At 43.2% G+C, this 17,654-nt stretch carries 11 protein-coding genes and 1 pseudogene; 1 reads left to right on the top strand and 11 read right to left on the bottom strand.

The genetic code is table 11. The features are described 5' to 3' along the window. Positions 1 to 30 precede the first annotated feature (30 nt). Entirely contained in the window at positions 31 to 363 is a 333-nt protein-coding gene (locus MCJ35_RS08305; RefSeq protein WP_025482083.1) for a hypothetical protein, read from the top strand. Between the two features lie 565 nt (positions 364 to 928). Here the strand turns inward: MCJ35_RS08305 and MCJ35_RS08300 are convergent. From MCJ35_RS08300 to purB, 11 genes and pseudogenes are all read right to left on the bottom strand, one after another. Then, positions 929 to 2,167, bottom strand: a pseudogene (locus MCJ35_RS08300) (IS256 family transposase). Positions 2,168 to 2,390: 223 nt separating this feature from the next. Beyond that, positions 2,391 to 2,822 carry a very short patch repair endonuclease gene (locus MCJ35_RS08295; RefSeq protein ID WP_025482084.1) on the bottom strand — a complete coding sequence of 144 codons (432 nt, stop codon included), beginning with the start codon at positions 2,820 to 2,822 and terminating at the stop codon, positions 2,391 to 2,393. A gap of 86 nt (positions 2,823 to 2,908) precedes the next feature. Further along, complete coding sequence (locus MCJ35_RS08290; RefSeq protein WP_025482085.1) at positions 2,909 to 4,537, bottom strand: DNA cytosine methyltransferase; 1,629 nt, start codon at positions 4,535 to 4,537, stop codon at positions 2,909 to 2,911. Further along, positions 4,534 to 6,618 carry an AIPR family protein gene (locus MCJ35_RS08285; RefSeq protein ID WP_025482087.1) on the bottom strand — a complete coding sequence of 695 codons (2,085 nt, stop codon included), beginning with the start codon at positions 6,616 to 6,618 and terminating at the stop codon, positions 4,534 to 4,536. The genes MCJ35_RS08290 and MCJ35_RS08285 overlap by 4 nt, the downstream gene beginning before the upstream one ends. A gap of 5 nt (positions 6,619 to 6,623) precedes the next feature. Continuing rightward, positions 6,624 to 7,559, bottom strand: a complete 936-nt coding sequence (locus MCJ35_RS08280) for a PD-(D/E)XK motif protein (protein ID WP_025482089.1) — start codon at positions 7,557 to 7,559, stop codon at positions 6,624 to 6,626. After that, positions 7,556 to 10,333, bottom strand: coding sequence for a Z1 domain-containing protein (locus tag MCJ35_RS08275; RefSeq protein ID WP_025482090.1), 2,778 nt, complete (start codon positions 10,331 to 10,333; stop codon positions 7,556 to 7,558). The genes MCJ35_RS08280 and MCJ35_RS08275 overlap by 4 nt, the downstream gene beginning before the upstream one ends. Then, positions 10,320 to 11,795: an ATP-binding protein gene (locus tag MCJ35_RS08270; RefSeq protein WP_025482091.1), complete on the bottom strand. Its 1,476-nt coding sequence runs from the start codon at positions 11,793 to 11,795 to the stop codon at positions 10,320 to 10,322. Before MCJ35_RS08270 ends, MCJ35_RS08275 begins: the two co-directional genes overlap by 14 nt. 70 nt (positions 11,796 to 11,865) lie before the next feature. Continuing rightward, positions 11,866 to 11,988 carry a hypothetical protein gene (locus MCJ35_RS32540; protein WP_488473315.1) on the bottom strand — a complete coding sequence of 41 codons (123 nt, stop codon included), beginning with the start codon at positions 11,986 to 11,988 and terminating at the stop codon, positions 11,866 to 11,868. A gap of 957 nt (positions 11,989 to 12,945) precedes the next feature. Continuing rightward, positions 12,946 to 14,226 carry an adenylosuccinate synthase gene (locus MCJ35_RS08260; RefSeq protein WP_025482093.1) on the bottom strand — a complete coding sequence of 427 codons (1,281 nt, stop codon included), beginning with the start codon at positions 14,224 to 14,226 and terminating at the stop codon, positions 12,946 to 12,948. A 158-nt stretch (positions 14,227 to 14,384) separates the two neighbouring features. Continuing rightward, positions 14,385 to 15,293: a LysR family transcriptional regulator gene (locus MCJ35_RS08255; RefSeq protein WP_025482094.1), complete on the bottom strand. Its 909-nt coding sequence runs from the start codon at positions 15,291 to 15,293 to the stop codon at positions 14,385 to 14,387. Between the two features lie 912 nt (positions 15,294 to 16,205). Next, complete coding sequence (gene purB, locus MCJ35_RS08250; protein ID WP_025482097.1) at positions 16,206 to 17,642, bottom strand: adenylosuccinate lyase; 1,437 nt, start codon at positions 17,640 to 17,642, stop codon at positions 16,206 to 16,208. Positions 17,643 to 17,654 lie beyond the last annotated feature (12 nt).

Genomic DNA, 17,654 nt, shown 5'->3' with positions numbered 1-17,654 from the left:
AAACAATAAGCGGATGAAAGGAGTCAATGTATGAAATTAAAACGGATCCTGGCCCTGGCCGGAGCCTTGCTTCTTGTGGCGCTGTTTGTACTGGCCATTATCCTGGCCGTGACAGGCGCCCCAAAGAATTACCTGATGGCCGTGATTTTCTCCATGGTGTTCATACCCATCATCATGTTTGCCATGGGACTGATGACACGTGTCTTAAAGCCTTCCGAACCAGTGGATATGGAAGCGCTGAAGGCGGAGGCGGAAAAAGCCGGTATGGCCGGTACACAGGCCGGCGGACGGACAGCCCATGACAAAGCGGAGGATAAAGGGGTTGGAAAGACCAAAGGCTGTGATAAAACATCCAGGCCATAGGCTGATTGGGATGATTTTGAGAAATAGAATGACCTTAAGAATTGTAAATGCAGGGAAAGCTATGTCATTTTCGCGGGTTATCGGCCTTTTTCGCTCTTCTCCTTAATTTTTTAACAGCATATAGACTGATGCCATGGCCCCGATGGATGCCGGAAACAGGGGGCAATGGGGGATTTTTCTGGTTCTATACTGGATTCCTTTAAATACGGGCTAACAAATAGTCCCACAGAAGGATTTAGCAGCAAGACAAAGGTATGAATAACGGAGTAGCAACGGTATCAGGAACTTCAAGCGTTTTCGAATCCGGATACTCCCTGTACATCATAGGATAAAATGGTCGGTCATGCGAAGGCTTATTTAATATACCCAAAATCAGTAAAACTTGGAATTATACATAAAAGTGAGACCGTTTCAAGTTTTGTGTAAACTCAAGAAACTGATATAAGATATGTCAATCGTTTCCAAAGAGCAATGCCGTTTTTTAAATCCTGCCCTTTGTTTGTATCATAAGGCTGGTTTAGGTCATGTCAGGAAAACTGCCTCGGTAGCCCCTTTCAGCTTATAATCAGGATAAACTCTCCTCAAAATATATCTCCAGTTGCCAATGAATCTGCCCCCAGTACTGACAGTGGCCGGTCTATTTCTTCGTGATATCCATCATCACCAGATATAGCATTTTTATCAGGCTGTTATTTGAGGGAAATACCGTCTTTGACTTTGTTACTTTCCGCAGCTAGCAATTGAACCCCTCTATTTTGGTCGTGTAAATCAGGAGTCTTACCATTTCTGGATATTTGAAGTACGTTGACAGGTTAGCCCAGTCCTCCTTACAGGACTTTGATATCCTGGGATATCTTCTATCCTATTTTCCCCGAAGTCTTTCAGCGCACCCAATGCGGCGTCCTCTGTTGGTGCAGCATATACCCGCTTTAAATCAGACATCAGTGGCTTGATTTCTTTGTAGGATACAAATTACGTAGTGTTCCGAATCTGATGGATGATGCTCTGCTGAATCTCTGTTTGAGGGTATACCGCTTCAATAGCCTGAGGAAATCCTGTCAGGCCGTCCACGCATACTATCAGGATATCCTTTACACCACGGTTTTTCAATCCGCTCAGGATGGACAGACAGAACCTTGCACTTTTATTCTGTCCCACGTACATGGCAAGGACGTCTTTCCTGTCATTCATGCAATCCCTATGGCGATATAGACAGCCTGCCTTACCATGCGTCCCTCGCTGCGGACACGGTAATGGACCGCATCCAAAAACACAACGGCATAGATACCATCCAGGGGGGGCGTTCCTGCCACTCTTTTACGATAGGTAGTATCCTGTCGGTGATGCGGCTTGTGGTGCTGTCAGGGATGTCAATCCCGTAGGGTTCCCTCATATGACTCTCGATGTCATTGGTAGTCATCCCTTTTGCATACATGGGGATGATTTTTTCCTCCATATCCTGGGTGACCATGTTTTGATATTTCCTGATGACTTGTGGTTCAAAATCCTCGGTCCGGTCTCTGGGGATATCAAGTTCCATATCGTCATAGCTTGTATGCATGGTCTTTTGAGAATGGCCGTTCCTGCTGTTTTCAGTCTCCTTGTTGCGGTAAACGTATTTAGAATAGTCCAGCTCCTCGTTCAGCTCCTCATCCAGGACACCTTCCAGAATAGCCGGCATCGTATCCCTCATGATTGCATTCACATCGGTACCGCCTTTGATTTTCACATCATTCTGTTTCAAGTAGCCCTTCATCAGCTCCCGCATAGCGGCTTTCTGTGGTGTGTCATTTTTCCTTACCATAATAAACCCTCCAAGCTGTGTAGTTGTATCTTACATCAGTTTGGAGAGTTACACAATCTTTGGGATAGTCTCTAAAAAGTGCCAATATCATAGGGCTGGGGCAGGATTTTACCAAATCCCACCCCAACTATTAACAAAGAGCCATTTTTCTTTATGAAAAATAACAGGTTTGGAAAACACTTTTTATATAAAATAGATATTACCATTCAATAAAAAATCAAGTTTACGTGTTAGGTATATTTTGGACAATTTCCTCAACAAGACGCCTCAATCTATCTTCTTTATTATCTTTTTTCAATTCGCACTCCCAAACAACTATAACCTTCCACTCTTGTTTTTCTAAAGTAATTTTATTTTCTATATCATGGCGTTTATTACGTTCCAATTTAGGTTTCCAATATTCGATGTTTGATTTGGGCATTATAAATTTGGGACATCCATCATGCATATGCCAAAAACACCCATTTACAAATATAGCTGTTTTATATTTAGGCAATATGATATCTGGTCGTCCAGGATATCTTTTATCATTTTTTCTATACCTAAATCCTTTTGAAAACAAATATTTTCGTACAATTTCTTCCGGTTTAGTGTTCTTACTGCGAATTTGAGACATATTATAGCTTCTAATTTCTTTTGAATGATTATCTGCCATATACTTTCACCAATCCCCTTATAATCAAAAGCGGATTTTATCTGCTTGGAAAAAACACTTTTACAGAATTTATTATCATCGAATAGTTAATTTTCTCCATCCAAATATTTGCACAAATGCTCTGCAATAGCTTTTGCTAAAATCGGCGGCACAGCATTACCCACTTGTTGGTACTGCGAATCCTTTGTACCGCAAAAAACAAAACTATCAGGGAAAGTTTGTAATCGTGCTGCTTCTCGAATACTTAAAGCTCGATCATTAACAGGATGAATCCACATAGACTTCCTCACGTTGACCACTGTCCCCGAAGGCTCGTTGTAATTCAATCTTAAATAAATTGTATTTTGAGTTCGTGTCGGATCAGAATAGCTCGTTTTCAACTCTGCCTCAAGGCTATGAAAATTATCACCTTGCTTGATGGCCCTGAACCGCTCAAGTGCTTTATTTGTTGTTGCGGTCGTAACATGATTATATAATACCTTTGAATCACGTAACTGCCGCCCTAAGTCACTTATGTCCTTTGGTTCCTCTGAAAGCTGTATGCCTTTATTTCCCGTTGCTATATCTGATGTAGTTGCAATATCTTCTAAATCTTTAATAGCATCTTTCACTGTCTGAAAATCTTCCTCGCCTAACATTCCTTTTGGCAAATCAATCTTATCAGCTTTTTCCTTTTTTATTCCTATAACAACAAAACGCATACGCTTTTGGGGTGCTCCAAAAGCGGCTGCAGACAGAACACCTTTGTCCATAATATATCCACTACTTGGTGCACCAAGGATTGACTCTATATAGTCAACCACTGACATTGAACTAACCTTTGCAACAAGATTACGTTCATGCGCATACTCGGACACTACAATTTTATTATTATAAATTTCCTTTGCCTTGGACAGCATTCTTTGAATCATTATTATTATCTCTATAGATTCACACAAACCATCAGCTCCTTCATCAGTGTGTGTTGCTGAAAAGTATTGCTGAATAGCTTGGCCTGCATTATTAGCTTGCCTTAAAATATAATCGTCAATATCTTCTTCTAGCAAGATGCGTTCAGATAAAGTCTGCAGTTTCTTTTTATGCTTTATTAAAGATTCTTTTAGTTTCCCCTTATTTTTACGCATTTTATAAATTACATTCAGTACAAGATAATCCTTCTCATCCCAAAGATAATTATTTAGCACATCAACATCAGCGACAATATCTGCTACTCCATCAAACATAAATGCCTCATCAAGCAATACTATTTCTGCAGGGGTCGTTTTAATATTATACTTTTTTATAACTTCCCTATCATTCTCATCTACATAAAAACGGTGAACCTCTGACTTCAGCATGCTTACATTTTCCATTACAAAAGCAGTCGGATTTAGATGTAATACTGCCTGCACAAATTTCTTCACCAATGAATTATTCTGACTTATTGCATGGTTTTTTTGTCGGTTAGCATTTGAAAAACCTTGGCATGGGGGACCTCCAATAACAATATCCACCTGTCCAATCTTTTCTTTTATTTCAACAGTAAGAGCATCTGCAACATCATTATAAACCTCAGCAGTACCATGATTGCGCTGATATGTTTTTTGTGCATTACGATTATTTTCAAACGCGGCCTTGACATCAAATCGTCCAGTTTGAAGAAACCCATAACTAAGCCCGCCTGCACCTGCAAATAAATCAACAACACTATATTTAGATTTTGGCGTGCTTCTCATAGCTTGAATCCCTCCTCATATAATCTATCCAGCACAGCAATAAGTTTCTTGCACTGTACTGGGTTAGGTACTTTCAGGGGAAGCTGACAAGCAATTTTCAATGCTGTCAATTCCTCTGGGGATACCATACGTTTACTCGTTGCATAACTCATCACATTTTGCCATTGTTCTGCTTGTATTTCCACAATTCTCGTCATAACATCAGTATCTTTTTCAATACGCATGTCTGCCTTTGCATCCCTGACAGCGTTCCGCAACTCATCTTTTCCAATTAAACAACTCTCGATGTCAATCGGTAAATTATAATCGATACTTTGAACACTGTTCCAGCATCCCTCTCGTTTACACCACTGCGTAACATTTTCAACCTCTCGTGTCGGGTCTGTTAATTTGCTATAGACGAGTTCTGATAATTCTTTAAGAATATTTTGTACAATCACCGGAACCATTTGTCTTGTCCAAATGCCAAGCAAATCTAAATCTTGTTTAGGATACTTAATCTGAATAAGTCTGTGCATAAGTGCAATAGTATACGTTACAATATTAGCTCTATATCCCTGCTGATACCACAATTGATGCGGTATCATCGATTCAGTATACCTAAAAATCAAGCACATAGCAACGGTTTCCTGAAAGTATTTATCTCCAAAAAGCAAACCGTCATCCTTCTCCCAAGCATCATTGATTTTCTTCGCAAAATCATTAAAATTTGTCTGTGCACCTTTGCTGACTATATGCGGTAATCCATCCCATGTGTTTCTGACTTTGGCAAGATCAGTTTTGGTAATAAGCTGGTTCTTCGGATTTTGAAGCAAGAATTTCTTCTTTTGGCTTGGCGTCATGCGCATTTGTTTTTGAAGAAACTGCCCCCGTGCTCTCTCATAAAACCATTTCGTCTCGAATTGCAGCCCTCCCGTTCCTCTTGCTCCAAGCCGCTGTGAACAACGTTCCATTTGAACATGAAATGGATGCGTGGAGAAAAAGTCTGCATCACTGACTTTATTTTGACTATTAGACGAACGTGATATATTTTGCACCAGCGTCGTTGCATCCTCATTCTCAAGCGTTCCCGCAATATCAGTTAGTTTCATTTGAACAAAAATTGTATTAAGGTCTGCTTTGTCCCTATAGCGGGCATTTGACAAAGATGCCGTAGTCTGACCGCCATTAATAATCTGAAAATCCCTTGCAGAAACAAGGAACAATCCTTGTGATGTAGATTCAAATTTCACGCCCATGGTTGTTGCTGATATACCATTATTATATGCAAAAAATCGCTCTGGCTGCTGCAGAATAGTAGTTCGGATTTTCTTATTTACGGCTACTTTAGTTGAAAGAAAAGAGCGGACATTTCCTTCCAGAAGGGAACTTCCATATTTATCATACAAATCAGCAAGCACTGTTCCTGATATAATACAAAGATAACTTTTAAAATCTTCTGTTACCGTATCGCTCGCTTCCAAACAAGGTATCCCATTTTCTGTGTACTCTTTGAAATCAATTTCAATAACTTGCCGCCCTATATCTGATCCGCACAGCTGAAAAAGACGCTCCACATTCCATATTTGGCATTCTGACGGAACATTATTTATTTCCGGCGATTCAAGAATTTTAATGGTAGAACTAATATCAGCTGTTGTAAAAATCAGCAGCTGATATTTGCGTATCTCACTCCTTTTCTCCCGAAGTAAATCCACCAAATCCGAGCAGGACCGGCTCATTTCAACATTTCTGTGCAACTGCGTATTAAGGGCATTATCAACAAAATAGATAAGCCTATTCTGCAATTGTCTAGCCTGGGTTTTTGCAAGAACACGTTCATTATCCAAAACATCATAATCAGCAACAATAAGACTCATAGTCTTATCAAACTCATCATAAACATATCCGTCAACGCGCAGTTTTCGATTTTGCTTTCCAATTCCTTCAAAGTAGGAAGACGTAAAATCTAACAGGTAATCAGCTTCTTGCAAATACCGTGCAAAAGCAGTCACAAAAGAGGCACAGGAGCCCTCGCCAGTTGCGGCCGCATCCGCCTTTATATCTTCAAGGAAGTCTTTCTTAAACTCCTGTGCATCCATTTATCTCACTCCTTTAGCCACTTTGCCAACGAAGGCAAATTTAACTCATAACGTAATGATGCTATTTGCTTTGCTGCCATCTTACGTGTAATCCTCGGAAAAGAATCGTCTACTCTGTACCGTTGTGTAGCAGAGCAATAATACTTCTGTTCGGAGTATTCCTGCAAATCTATGTATCCATATGAATATAACTTGGCATAAAATAAATCTAAGGCTTCACCATCAATCCGGCCGCTAATACGGTGAACTATATCATTAAGAGATACAGCACCTGGCCGTTGAGGAGCTGTCTTGTCAACTCTCTTAATTACTAACTCTCCCGCATCCGAACAATCAAGCTGCTCCAATGAAGAGATAGTCACGCCAATAGCTGATGCACCAATACACTTAACCTCAAACCACCCATCAGAATACACGAAATCTTGATCCGCACCATCAGCCCCCACCCATCCTTGTATAGCATCCAATGCAAAATCCTGTAAATTGATACGCTCTTCTAAAAATAATAATTCACCAAGCAATCCTTTTTGCAGATTCTCGTTCATTAATCCGCCGCGCTGCTGCTCAAGTAATTTCCCCCATTGTCTGTAACGGCTTATTGCTAATGTCAATGCCTCTTTTTCACTTATGGCTACTCTGGAATACTCAATAACGTCACAGCAAAGTATAGCAAACACATCTTGCTGCTCGTCTCGAAGCAACTCGAATGAAAGAGTCCAGCGATTATCAACCTCACGTCTGCGTCTGTTTACCGCCATAGATTTTGAAGATTCAATTATATCTATCTCTGTATCACTTACGAGTAACAATGTTTTTTGGCTTACAGACTGATAACCGATATACCACTCCAGCGGATGCATTGTATCAATCTGTAAAAAACCGCCATCCTTATATTTTATGCTATCCCACTGCTTTTGAAGGTTTTCAGGTGTTAATTTCATTCATCCTCCTCTTCATCGATGTTATAGTAATTGCGGAATTCAACTAAATTAACCATATAGTTTGCTGTTTTTTCCTCCCCAATTGCCGGAATTCCAATGCCCAGGGCAAATAAATAATCAGGTACCTCTACCCCTTCATCAATTTGGCTGCGGAGCTTTCCTTTGTCATCTGTTTTAACCTTATCAACACTAACAACATGTAACACCAGAATTGGTTTACGCTGTATATTTAAATAGGCTTTATCAGGGATACTGCTTGCATTTGGTTTTACAATTCTGAAATTATCCTCTGCTATTTTCTTTTCATTTTCAGTTAAACCGATTTTTGCTGCACCGCCAGCACCAACACGAACTTTTGTACCGCTAATACTGATTTGTCTGTTTGTTGCTTTGACCGCACGTTTTTCAGGGTTAATTTGCAAAAGTTCATTTCCGCACTTCAACTCATAGGTATCTTCATCGCTTCCCTCTGCAATAAATACATCCCAATCTCCCATATCTACATCACTTTTAATAAAATCTGCCAATGCCGCACCTTGGAAATTAAGCTGCCAAGGATGAGTTTTAAAATCACGCAGCAGCTGCTCAATTTCATCTTTGCTGACACCATTCCAGAAAAAACGAGTGTCATCACGTTCGACACGTAAACCTATCTCTGGCAGTCGCTCGACAAACTCCTTAAAAACTTCCTCATTCGTATTAAGAGACTCTCTATCAGCTCTTAAACGCGGCGTTTCAAGCAACCGTCCTGAAACAGTTATGGGTCGTTTCACAAAGGTTGCCAATCTCATCTTATTTCTAGCTGTAACTATTAATGAGGCTGGATCTTGCCGAACCTTGAGGCCAAAATCCATTGGTGTAAGGTTAGCGTTCTTCATCCGTGCGATTTCAAGTTTCAGTTCTTCTGAAGCCCCTGTTATGTATCCATACCAATCTATTGCCTCTACGCTTATCCAAATTTTAAATAAGTCTTCATAATCAGGGCGGTATCCAAACCAACGCCCCATCTGCAGCAATGTATCATACATAAGGGAGCGGCGATAAAAGTAACTGACACATAATCCCTCTAATGTCAACCCTCTGGAAAGACTATTTCCCCCAACAGCAATGACACGCATCCCATCTTCTCTATGTTTGAAATAATCAAGACTTGTTGCACCGCTTTGCTGATTTACAGCTCTAACATCAATTGGAGATACTGCCTTAAAAAGATAGCCTGACAAAAAATCATGCCATAACATTGGGAATCCAGACTTACCCGCCTTTTCAGCAAGTTTATGTTTTTCCCAAACCGCTTTAAGGTATGCAATACTAGAAATACCATCGCTCTCTTGTTCAGATAGGCTGGCATAATTCTGTAAATCTGAACGTACCTGTATTACCCAAGCAGTTACTAAATCACGAATTTCATTCTGAACATCTGTAAAACGACTGACATGGATAAGCATAGATCGATGTGTATTTACATCTCCTCTAATATCACGAATGCCATTGACAAGTAAAAAATATGCCATAGCTTCTTTCATACTCGGCGGAAGTTCGGACACAGAATGCCCCTTGCGGTGATTAAATGGGAAAAAAGCATCCATTTCTATTGGATAAATTGGTTCGAGAACATCCTTATATTTAGCAGGATTATCTTCATCGCCGCCAAAAATATCTTCCGCACCAATATAATTGGTTGGCGGTGATAATGCATAAATAAAATCCCTCGGAAAAAGATCATCTCCCCTCATTTCATCCTCATTATCCGGATTTATGAATATATTCGCATATGGAGTAGCAGTAATTCCAAGATAAGATGCCTGACGGAATAACTTAAGCAATTCCCGAATTGCTTTATTGATAGCTGTTGGATCTTTTTCCGAATCATTTGTATTTACAGATGCATTATCGGCTTCATCATCAATAAGTAAAAGAGACTTACTGATTACACCTCTAGTATCAGCATTGTTACTTTTAAGCCAGCGGATAAGATTATTCAGTATACTCTTATTCTTTTTAATAACAAATACTACGGTTGTATTCACACTCTGCAGCGAAAGGCTTAGCTGACGAAGAATATTCTTGTCAAAATCTTTAACAACTGACGTAAAAGACTCAATTCTTTTTTCCTGCCCATACTTACCTACACCAACAGGTATGTTTTCGATGTCACGCTTAGGGTCAAGAAGGTATTCGCTCTTTCTTCCGGAAAACTCCGCATCCAGACGTTCCTGTGTCTGCTGACGCAGATTCTCCATCATGCCTGCAAGAACAATGATAACGTTATAACCAGTATCTGCAGCTTTGTTACAAATAGCTGTATAGTTGGCCGTTTTTCCAGACTGTACATCACCAAGCACCAATCCGCGCCGTTGGAATGGTTCATCACTTTTAGGATCTCCAAGCAAATCAACAATTTCATCAGATACACGATCAAGGCTGCCAGAGACACGTGCATTCCAGCCTTTTACTTCCTCAAGATATATCTTGTATCTTTTCCAGAAGAAAAAGTCCAAATCAGCGCGGCGTGCAGGAAGCCAAGACTGATGCAAACATTTGTTATCAATGATAGCAATGCCTAAATCCATCCGAACTGCAACCTTAGCCCTAAGTCTGCGCCTAATTTCCGCAAATTCTATGTCGTCAACTGGATACATAGGGTGCATTAAATCACGAATCTTCGTCGCCATCTCTTCAAATTGTGCTTCAGTTGGCGGGTAGTCAGGATATTCTTTATTCACACTAGAAGAAATTAAACCTTCTAATTGTGCAATATTACTTGCTGCCATGTGAGGTACCTCCTGTTCGATACTTATTTATAATTTGAGGATAATGAATAAACGGTTCTGAAACAGCAAGACTTTCTAATAGTTCCGCCTTACCAGCTTCTGTTGAGATTTGTTCAAGCAATCCCAATAAAAAACTTTCAACTTCCTGCATGGTAGTCAGCGTTTCATTTTCAACCTGTTTTTCAGAAGTCAAGTCGATATATAATTGATTTAACGGTATGCTGTTTTCGATAGCTTTTAGCAAATTCTCAACATTTCGCTTAACTTGAGGGCTTGAATTTGAAAATATTTCAACCAAAGGATGGTCACGGTTTATGCTATAATAGAAACCGCCTTGCTTGCCTTTAAATCGATTCCAAACATGAACAACAGAATCCAGGGTTTCTTTTTTTCCACGGTATACCCATGTCCGCTTACTATTCTCTGCCAGCCGCTCTATCACTGCTGTAAGATTATTCCTCACTGCTTCCGGCGGCATTGCAGTCGATTTTTTTATGTCTAATGTCCAAAGATTATCTAATTCATTTGGGATGTCCACTTGAACCCTCGCTAATTTAGAAAGTTCGCCTTGGCGCATCATGCGAAACCATGTACCCCATATCAATAGACGTTTATTTCTATATATATAAAAACCTTGACTTTTGCGAAGTCCTTCCTTCCCGCCAAGTGCAGATATTTCACTCGAAGACAGATTAGATATATGCGGAAGTATGTACGGGCGAATAACAACTGCTGATCCTTCAATATTCATGACTTCATCTGACATTACCTGTGTATTACGCCGTGTCAGAAATGGATCTGCTGGCTCAATCGGACTATTATTCATTCTAATCTGCATTTTCTTTAACCCTTGTTCACCACTAATATAGCGATGAAATACCAATGAAAGATGTAACCGGACATCGTTCATCTTTTTGCCCATTGAACGGTCAAAATCAAGTTCACCAATCTTAAGCCTATCAAGGTTCTGCCATATAACAAGAGTTCCCGAATTCAATTGTTTCAGCTCTTCAATACGCGGAACACCATCTATTTCTGCATCTGAATCAAGAACCAATAATGACCAGTCTTTTGTATCAGCTACATGATCAATATCCCAACGACACCCAACAATATTCCCCCCTTGTTTACTAACAACAGTCAGCATTCGACATTGAGAAAGAGAAGCTGTTTTTAATCCAAGTCCAAAACGCCCCAAATCACTGACCTCACGTTTTTCATTCGGACTTTGGCTTCCATATCGCATAGCTGTCTCAAGTTCGTCAGCAGTCATTCCATTGCCATCATCTAAAATCGCAATATATGAATCACCAATTGGATAGAAAAAAATATCTACAGAAGAAGCAAAAGCTGATACACTATTGTCAACTATATCTGCAATTGCTGATTCTAATGTATAACCGATAGCACGAGTAGATTCTATAAGAGTTGGAGCATAGGGTGGTAGCGATATACTTTTCATGCTGAATATCCTCTCCGTTACATAGTAACTTTTCTCTTTTGTACATCAGACTGTAAATGATTGTCATTCATCATGATATACCTATATTTTTACTGTCCAAAAGCGTTTTTTCAATCACTCGTATTGAGTTAGTATCCTTGTTAATAAAGCTTAGAAAAAGTGTGCCAAGTAATAATCTGTCCTTACACGGTATCCTATTCCATTCATACTTCTGAACAATTCTTTCACAAGAAAAACTTCGTCGTCATTAAGATTTACAGTTTCCTTAAATACTAATTCCAACAGTTCATTGACATCCTACATGCTTGTCCTCCTGACAATTGCAACAATGTCATTAATATTATTATACTTGGTTTTGTGACTTTGTCAATCAACGGACATACTCCCACAACCTCGTAACACTGACTCTTCAATATCTTTTTTCTCCCTTATAAAATTATGCCAACCAAAGTTAGCAATAAACTGCCATGGTTTCCTGTTTGTTCATAAAACATCTTATTCCTAAATCCCTCTATCATCCTAAAAATAATCGCCTTCATAAATTAGAACAAGCAAAGTCTCATTCAATATTATATGTATCTTTACATTTTACTTGCTTGGTAGATTTACATTTTTTAGTAATTCCTTCCCTAAAACGCAAAAACGGCACACTACCAATTCCTCAATAGTGTGCCATCAGCATTCTTATTACGTATACCTATTTGCTGACTCTTGCTAACATTTAAACATCAGGCAAAATCCCCTTAAGCAGTCAAGACCATTTTCAATCCCAATTTAGTCTCAAAAAGGTCCCAAATCCCGGCAATTTCATATGATATTTTTATGCTAAGTTACGATGATTCCCAATTGACCTTGCATACCCATTTTTTCCTAGAAAAGTCAAGGTTTCCGATATAAAACAGGATGAAGCATTTTTAATTTGTTGTGCCAGGTAACCCCGTCACTTTGTCCCACAAAATGGACATCTATCACAGACATTCGGTCTCCCTGCCCCTTGTCTCTCCTCTTTTTTCAACGTAACCCCCTCTTTCTTTGGTTCCCTTTCTCCACCCCTTCCATCTGACCTCAGACAGCCCCACAACTGCCAGAAAGCCTACAGGTTTCCCGACAGTTTGTATCCTAAATACAAAATCTTTTATATCACCGCCTTTTAACGGCTGCGCATGATGATGTCATCCCGTCCCGGTCCATTGGAGACCATTGCAATGGGAGCCTCAATCTCCTTTTCCACGAACTCTATATATTTGCGGCAGTTCTCAGGCAGTTCCTCATAATCCTTAATCCCGCGGATGTCGCATTTCCATCCCGGGAGCCTGGTAAGCACAGGTTTAGCCTTCTCAAGCCGTGCAGTGGTGGGGAATTCCTTTGTTACCTGACCGTCAATCTCATAACCCACGCACACAGGAATCTCATCCAGATACCCCAGGACATCAAGCACGGTAAATGCCACCTCCGTGGTTCCCTGGATACGGCAGCCATATCTGGTCGCTACCGCGTCGAACCAGCCCACACGTCTGGGGCGTCCGGTGGTTGCGCCATATTCGCCCCCATCGCCTCCGCGGTTCCTTAACTCTTCCGCCTCATCCCCGAATATCTCGCTGACAAAGGCGCCTGCGCCCACAGCGCTGGAGTAAGCCTTTACAACCGTGGTAATGTCCTTAATCTCATATGGCGGTATCCCTGCGCCGATTGCGCCGTATGCAGCCAGGGTGGATGAGGAAGTCACCATGGGATAGATTCCATGATCCGGGTCCTTAAGGGAACCAAGCTGGCCTTCCAGAAGGATTTTCCTGCCCTCCTTAATGGCCTCATAGAGATACGCGGATGTATCACATACATATGGCTCAATCATGTCACGGTAACCGTGCAGCTCACTGAGCAGCTCCTCCGGATCTAACAGCGGTTTATGGTACAGATGCTCAAGCAGCACATTTTTCTGCTCACACACCCTGTATGCCTTCTCCTTCAGAAGCTCCTCGTCGAACAGCTCACTGACCTGGAAACCGATTTTGGCATATTTATCAGAATAAAACGGGGCAATACCCGATTTGGTGGAACCAAAGGATTTGCCTGCCAGACGCGCTTCCTCGTAGGTGTCAAACAGCACATGATAAGGCATCAGGATCTGCGCCCTATCCGAAACAAGGACCCTGGGCTTTGGAACCCCTCTGTCCACCAGTGACTGTATCTCATCCATCAGATATGGGATATTAAGCGCCACCCCATTGCCAATCACGCTGGTTGTATGCTGATAAAACACGCCGGATGGAAGGAGATGAAGGGCAAATTTGCCATAATCGTTAATAATGGTATGTCCCGCATTACTTCCGCCCTGAAAGCGTACAATAATGTCAGACTCCTTGGCAAGCATATCCGTAATCTTGCCCTTGCCTTCATCGCCCCAGTTAGCACCTACAATTGCTCTGACCATACAATAAATCCTCCTTCGGGTATCTTCCCGTCCATGCTCATTATCTTCCTTAAGCCCTATTCTGAGTCTGATACAAACTCAAAAAAGACAGTTCTTACTTTACTACAACACCCTTCATAAGTAAAGACGTTCTTTATTATGCTTCCCATAATGAGCACTTATATCATATCCGTATCAATCCTCTGGCCGGTAATCATTTCCAGAAGCTTGCGTCCAGGCATGGATATAAGGTTAGATTCCCCGGTAACCACGCAAATATGCCGGGCAGGCATCTCCATTTTAAATTTCAGTTCAAATACATCCCCTGCTTCCACCGCGTCCTGGGCAAATCCCTCCATCACGCAGCCCACCCCCATATTGCGCTTGGCAAACTGTACGATCATGTCGCTGATAGCCAGTTCAAACTCCGGCTTCAGTTCAATCCCCTGTTTTAACAGGAAATCATCCATGAATGTCCTGGTGCTGGTATTCTTTTCCAGGAAAATGCAGGGCAGGCCTGAAAGCTCCGAATAATCCAGCTCCCTGTCCCTCAGCTTTTCAAAGCTGTTGCCGGCAATGAACACATTACGTATGACCTTGACCGGAATCCGGTTCATGGTCCCCCTGCATTCAAAGGGAGTGGTGACAACGCCAAAATCAATCCTGCCCTCTTCCAGGCTCTTTATGGTTTCCGGCGTAGGCGCATTTGATACATTAACCTTAATTTTAGGAAACTCCTTGTGGAACTGTTCCAGGTAAGGAAGCAGGAAAAACTGAAGGGTCATATCGCTGGCCCCAATCCGCACCTCCCCCATATCCATGCCCAGGACCCGTTCCACCATCTTCTCGCCTTCCAAAAGGCTCTCCACCCCCACTTTAACATAGCGGTACAGCAGTTCCCCCTCCTTGGTAAGCTGTACGCCCTTGGATGTCCGCAGGAACAGCTTGATTCCCGCTTCCTTTTCCAGCTGGCGCACGGCCTGGCTGACTGCCGGCTGGGAGATACACAGCTCCCTGGCAGCCGCAGTCAGGCTCCCATGAACGCACACATAGTAAAACACCCTGTAATATTCCAGATTTACATTCATTCATGACCTCCCTTTCCTTTGTTCTTGTTGACTTGTCCTTATACTTGCTTATATTAAAACTATACCATTCCTTGCCGAGGTTCGCAATATGGGAACGTGGATTTATGAGGTGTGGGGTGAGGTGCATCCGTCCGTGAGCGGAAGGGGGATGGGGGTGCGGATACGGCTGCGGGACTAGTGGCTCTAAGGCTGAGGAAAACGGCGCTGGACAAGAGGCTGGCTGCCAAACTCGCGCTTCAGGTGTTACCACCCATTCAGTCATCGGGCTCAGACAAAGGCGCCAGCCTCTTAGCACCGCTTCCCTCAGCCTAAGACCCACACGTCCCTGTAGATGCATCCACACCCCCATCCCCCTTCCGCTCACCCGCCACGTTCCTCCATCCCTGCATCTCATGAATCCAACTAGAAAAATAAAAAAATCCCCCCGCCAGTCCATCCCATATCTTCTGGAAACAGCTGGCGCCGGAGATTTTATTTCCACTCCTGCGTTTGGCGCATGTCATGGCTGGAATACACAGTCCGCGAAGCGGGCCAGGACGGGTTTTGGGCTGAGGGGGAGCGGGCGGGGACGGGGGGATTCCTTAGGGCGGCTGAGGGGCGGGCGCATTGTGGAGGAGGGAGCAGCTTCTTAGGTTCTGGCAAGCGGAAAGACGGGGTGGATTCCTGCATCAAAGCAAGAATCCAAGGTGCTCTGAGCTGAGAAAGTCCTTCAGGATTTCTCAGCGAATAGCACCGGTCCCCGTCTTTCCGCTTGTCAGGGCCTTAGAAGCTGCCCCTCCGGAGCTTGGCGTCCGTCCCGCAGACGTCCTAAGGAATCCCCCCGGCCCCGGCCGGTTCCCCTTAGGGCAAAGCCCGTCCTGGCCCGCTTCGCGGACGTAGCATCCGCAACCCCCTCACATTACCAAATCCAACCTACACATTTATTTCCGCAGTCATCCCCAGTTCCCCTGCATTGTCTGCAAGCACCGGGCGGATTACCTCTTCCAGGAACTCTTCTACCTGCCTGGGCGCCCGTCCCACATAGCGGGATGGGTCCATGGCCGCCTTCAGGTCATCCAGGGAAAGATTGAATGCAGGGTCTGCTGCAATCAGTTCAAGGAGATTGTTATCCAGACCTTTTTCTTTCACGTTCTTTCCTGCTTCCATGGACAGTTCCCGGATGCGCTCATGGAGTTCCTGGCGGTCGCCTCCGGCCTTCACCGCATCCATCATGATGTTCTCGGTTGCCATGAAGGGCAGTTCCGCCATCAGGTGCTTTTCGATTACCTTTGGATACACCACAAGGCCGTCCACCACGTTCAGATATAAATCCAGGATACCGTCCACGGCCAGGAAGCCCTCGGGTACGGAAAGCCTCTTGTTGGCCGAGTCGTCCAGGGTCCTCTCAAACCACTGGGTGGAGGCCACCAGCATGGGGTTCATCATATCGCTCATCACATAATTGGCAAGGCTGGCAATCCGCTCGCTCCGCATGGGGTTGCGCTTATAAGCCATGGCGGATGAACCAATCTGCTTTTTCTCAAATGGCTCCTCCACCTCCTTCAGGTGCTGAAGCAGGCGGATGTCGTTGGAGAATTTGTGGGCGCTCTGGGCAATTCCTGCCAGGACGCTGATCACACGGCTGTCAATCTTCCTGGAATAGGTCTGGCCTGAAACAGGATAACAGCCCTCGAATCCCATTTTCCCGGCTATCCGCTCATCCAGGCGGCGGCATCTGTCATGGTCGCCGTCAAACAGTTCCAGGAAGCTGGCCTGGGTGCCTGTGGTACCCTTGGAGCCGAGAAGGCGCATGGATCCGATGAGATAATCCAGGTCATCCAGATCCAGCTTCAGCTCCATCATCCAGAGGGTGGCGCGCTTTCCAACCGTTGTGGGCTGGGCGGGCTGGAAATGGGTGAATGCAAGGGTTGGAAGTTCCTTATAGGTGTCGGCAAACTTAGCCAGTTCAGCCAAAACGTTGAGCAGTTTCTTCCTTACCAGCTTAAGGGCTTCTGTCATGATGATGATATCCGTATTGTCCCCCACATAGCAGGATGTGGCTCCCAGATGGATGATTCCCTTTGCCTTAGGGCACTGGACCCCGTAAGCATACACATGGCTCATCACGTCATGGCGCACTTCCTTCTCACGGGCCTTTGCCACATCATAATTAATATCATCTGCATGGGCCTTCAGTTCCTCAATCTGTTCGTCCGTAATGCCAAGACCCAGTTCCTTCTCAGTCTCGGCCAGGGCAATCCACAGGCGTCTCCAGGTCTTAAATTTCATATCCGGCGAAAAGATATACTGCATCTCACTGCTGGCATAGCGCTCGGAAAGAGGGCTTACATATCTGTCTGTGTTACTCATGTCATTTCCTCC

The organism is Enterocloster sp. OA13, from assembly GCF_022440595.1.
Taxonomy (GTDB): Bacteria; Bacillota; Clostridia; order Lachnospirales; family Lachnospiraceae; genus Enterocloster; species Enterocloster hominis.
This window is presented reverse-complemented; position numbering and strand designations above follow the sequence as displayed.

Coding starts and splice junctions, on each gene's coding strand:
- MCJ35_RS08290 (WP_025482085.1), bottom strand. CDS start 4,537: ATGAGAAGCACGCCAAAATCTAAATATAGTGTTGTTGATTTATTTGCA.
- MCJ35_RS08270 (WP_025482091.1), bottom strand. CDS start 11,795: ATGAAAAGTATATCGCTACCACCCTATGCTCCAACTCTTATAGAATCT.
- purB (WP_025482097.1), bottom strand. CDS start 17,642: ATGAGTAACACAGACAGATATGTAAGCCCTCTTTCCGAGCGCTATGCC.
- MCJ35_RS08255 (WP_025482094.1), bottom strand. CDS start 15,293: ATGAATGTAAATCTGGAATATTACAGGGTGTTTTACTATGTGTGCGTT.
- MCJ35_RS08275 (WP_025482090.1), bottom strand. CDS start 10,333: ATGGCAGCAAGTAATATTGCACAATTAGAAGGTTTAATTTCTTCTAGT.
- MCJ35_RS08305 (WP_025482083.1), top strand. CDS start 31: ATGAAATTAAAACGGATCCTGGCCCTGGCCGGAGCCTTGCTTCTTGTG.
- MCJ35_RS08285 (WP_025482087.1), bottom strand. CDS start 6,618: ATGGATGCACAGGAGTTTAAGAAAGACTTCCTTGAAGATATAAAGGCG.
- MCJ35_RS08280 (WP_025482089.1), bottom strand. CDS start 7,559: ATGAAATTAACACCTGAAAACCTTCAAAAGCAGTGGGATAGCATAAAA.
- MCJ35_RS08295 (WP_025482084.1), bottom strand. CDS start 2,822: ATGGCAGATAATCATTCAAAAGAAATTAGAAGCTATAATATGTCTCAA.
- MCJ35_RS08260 (WP_025482093.1), bottom strand. CDS start 14,226: ATGGTCAGAGCAATTGTAGGTGCTAACTGGGGCGATGAAGGCAAGGGC.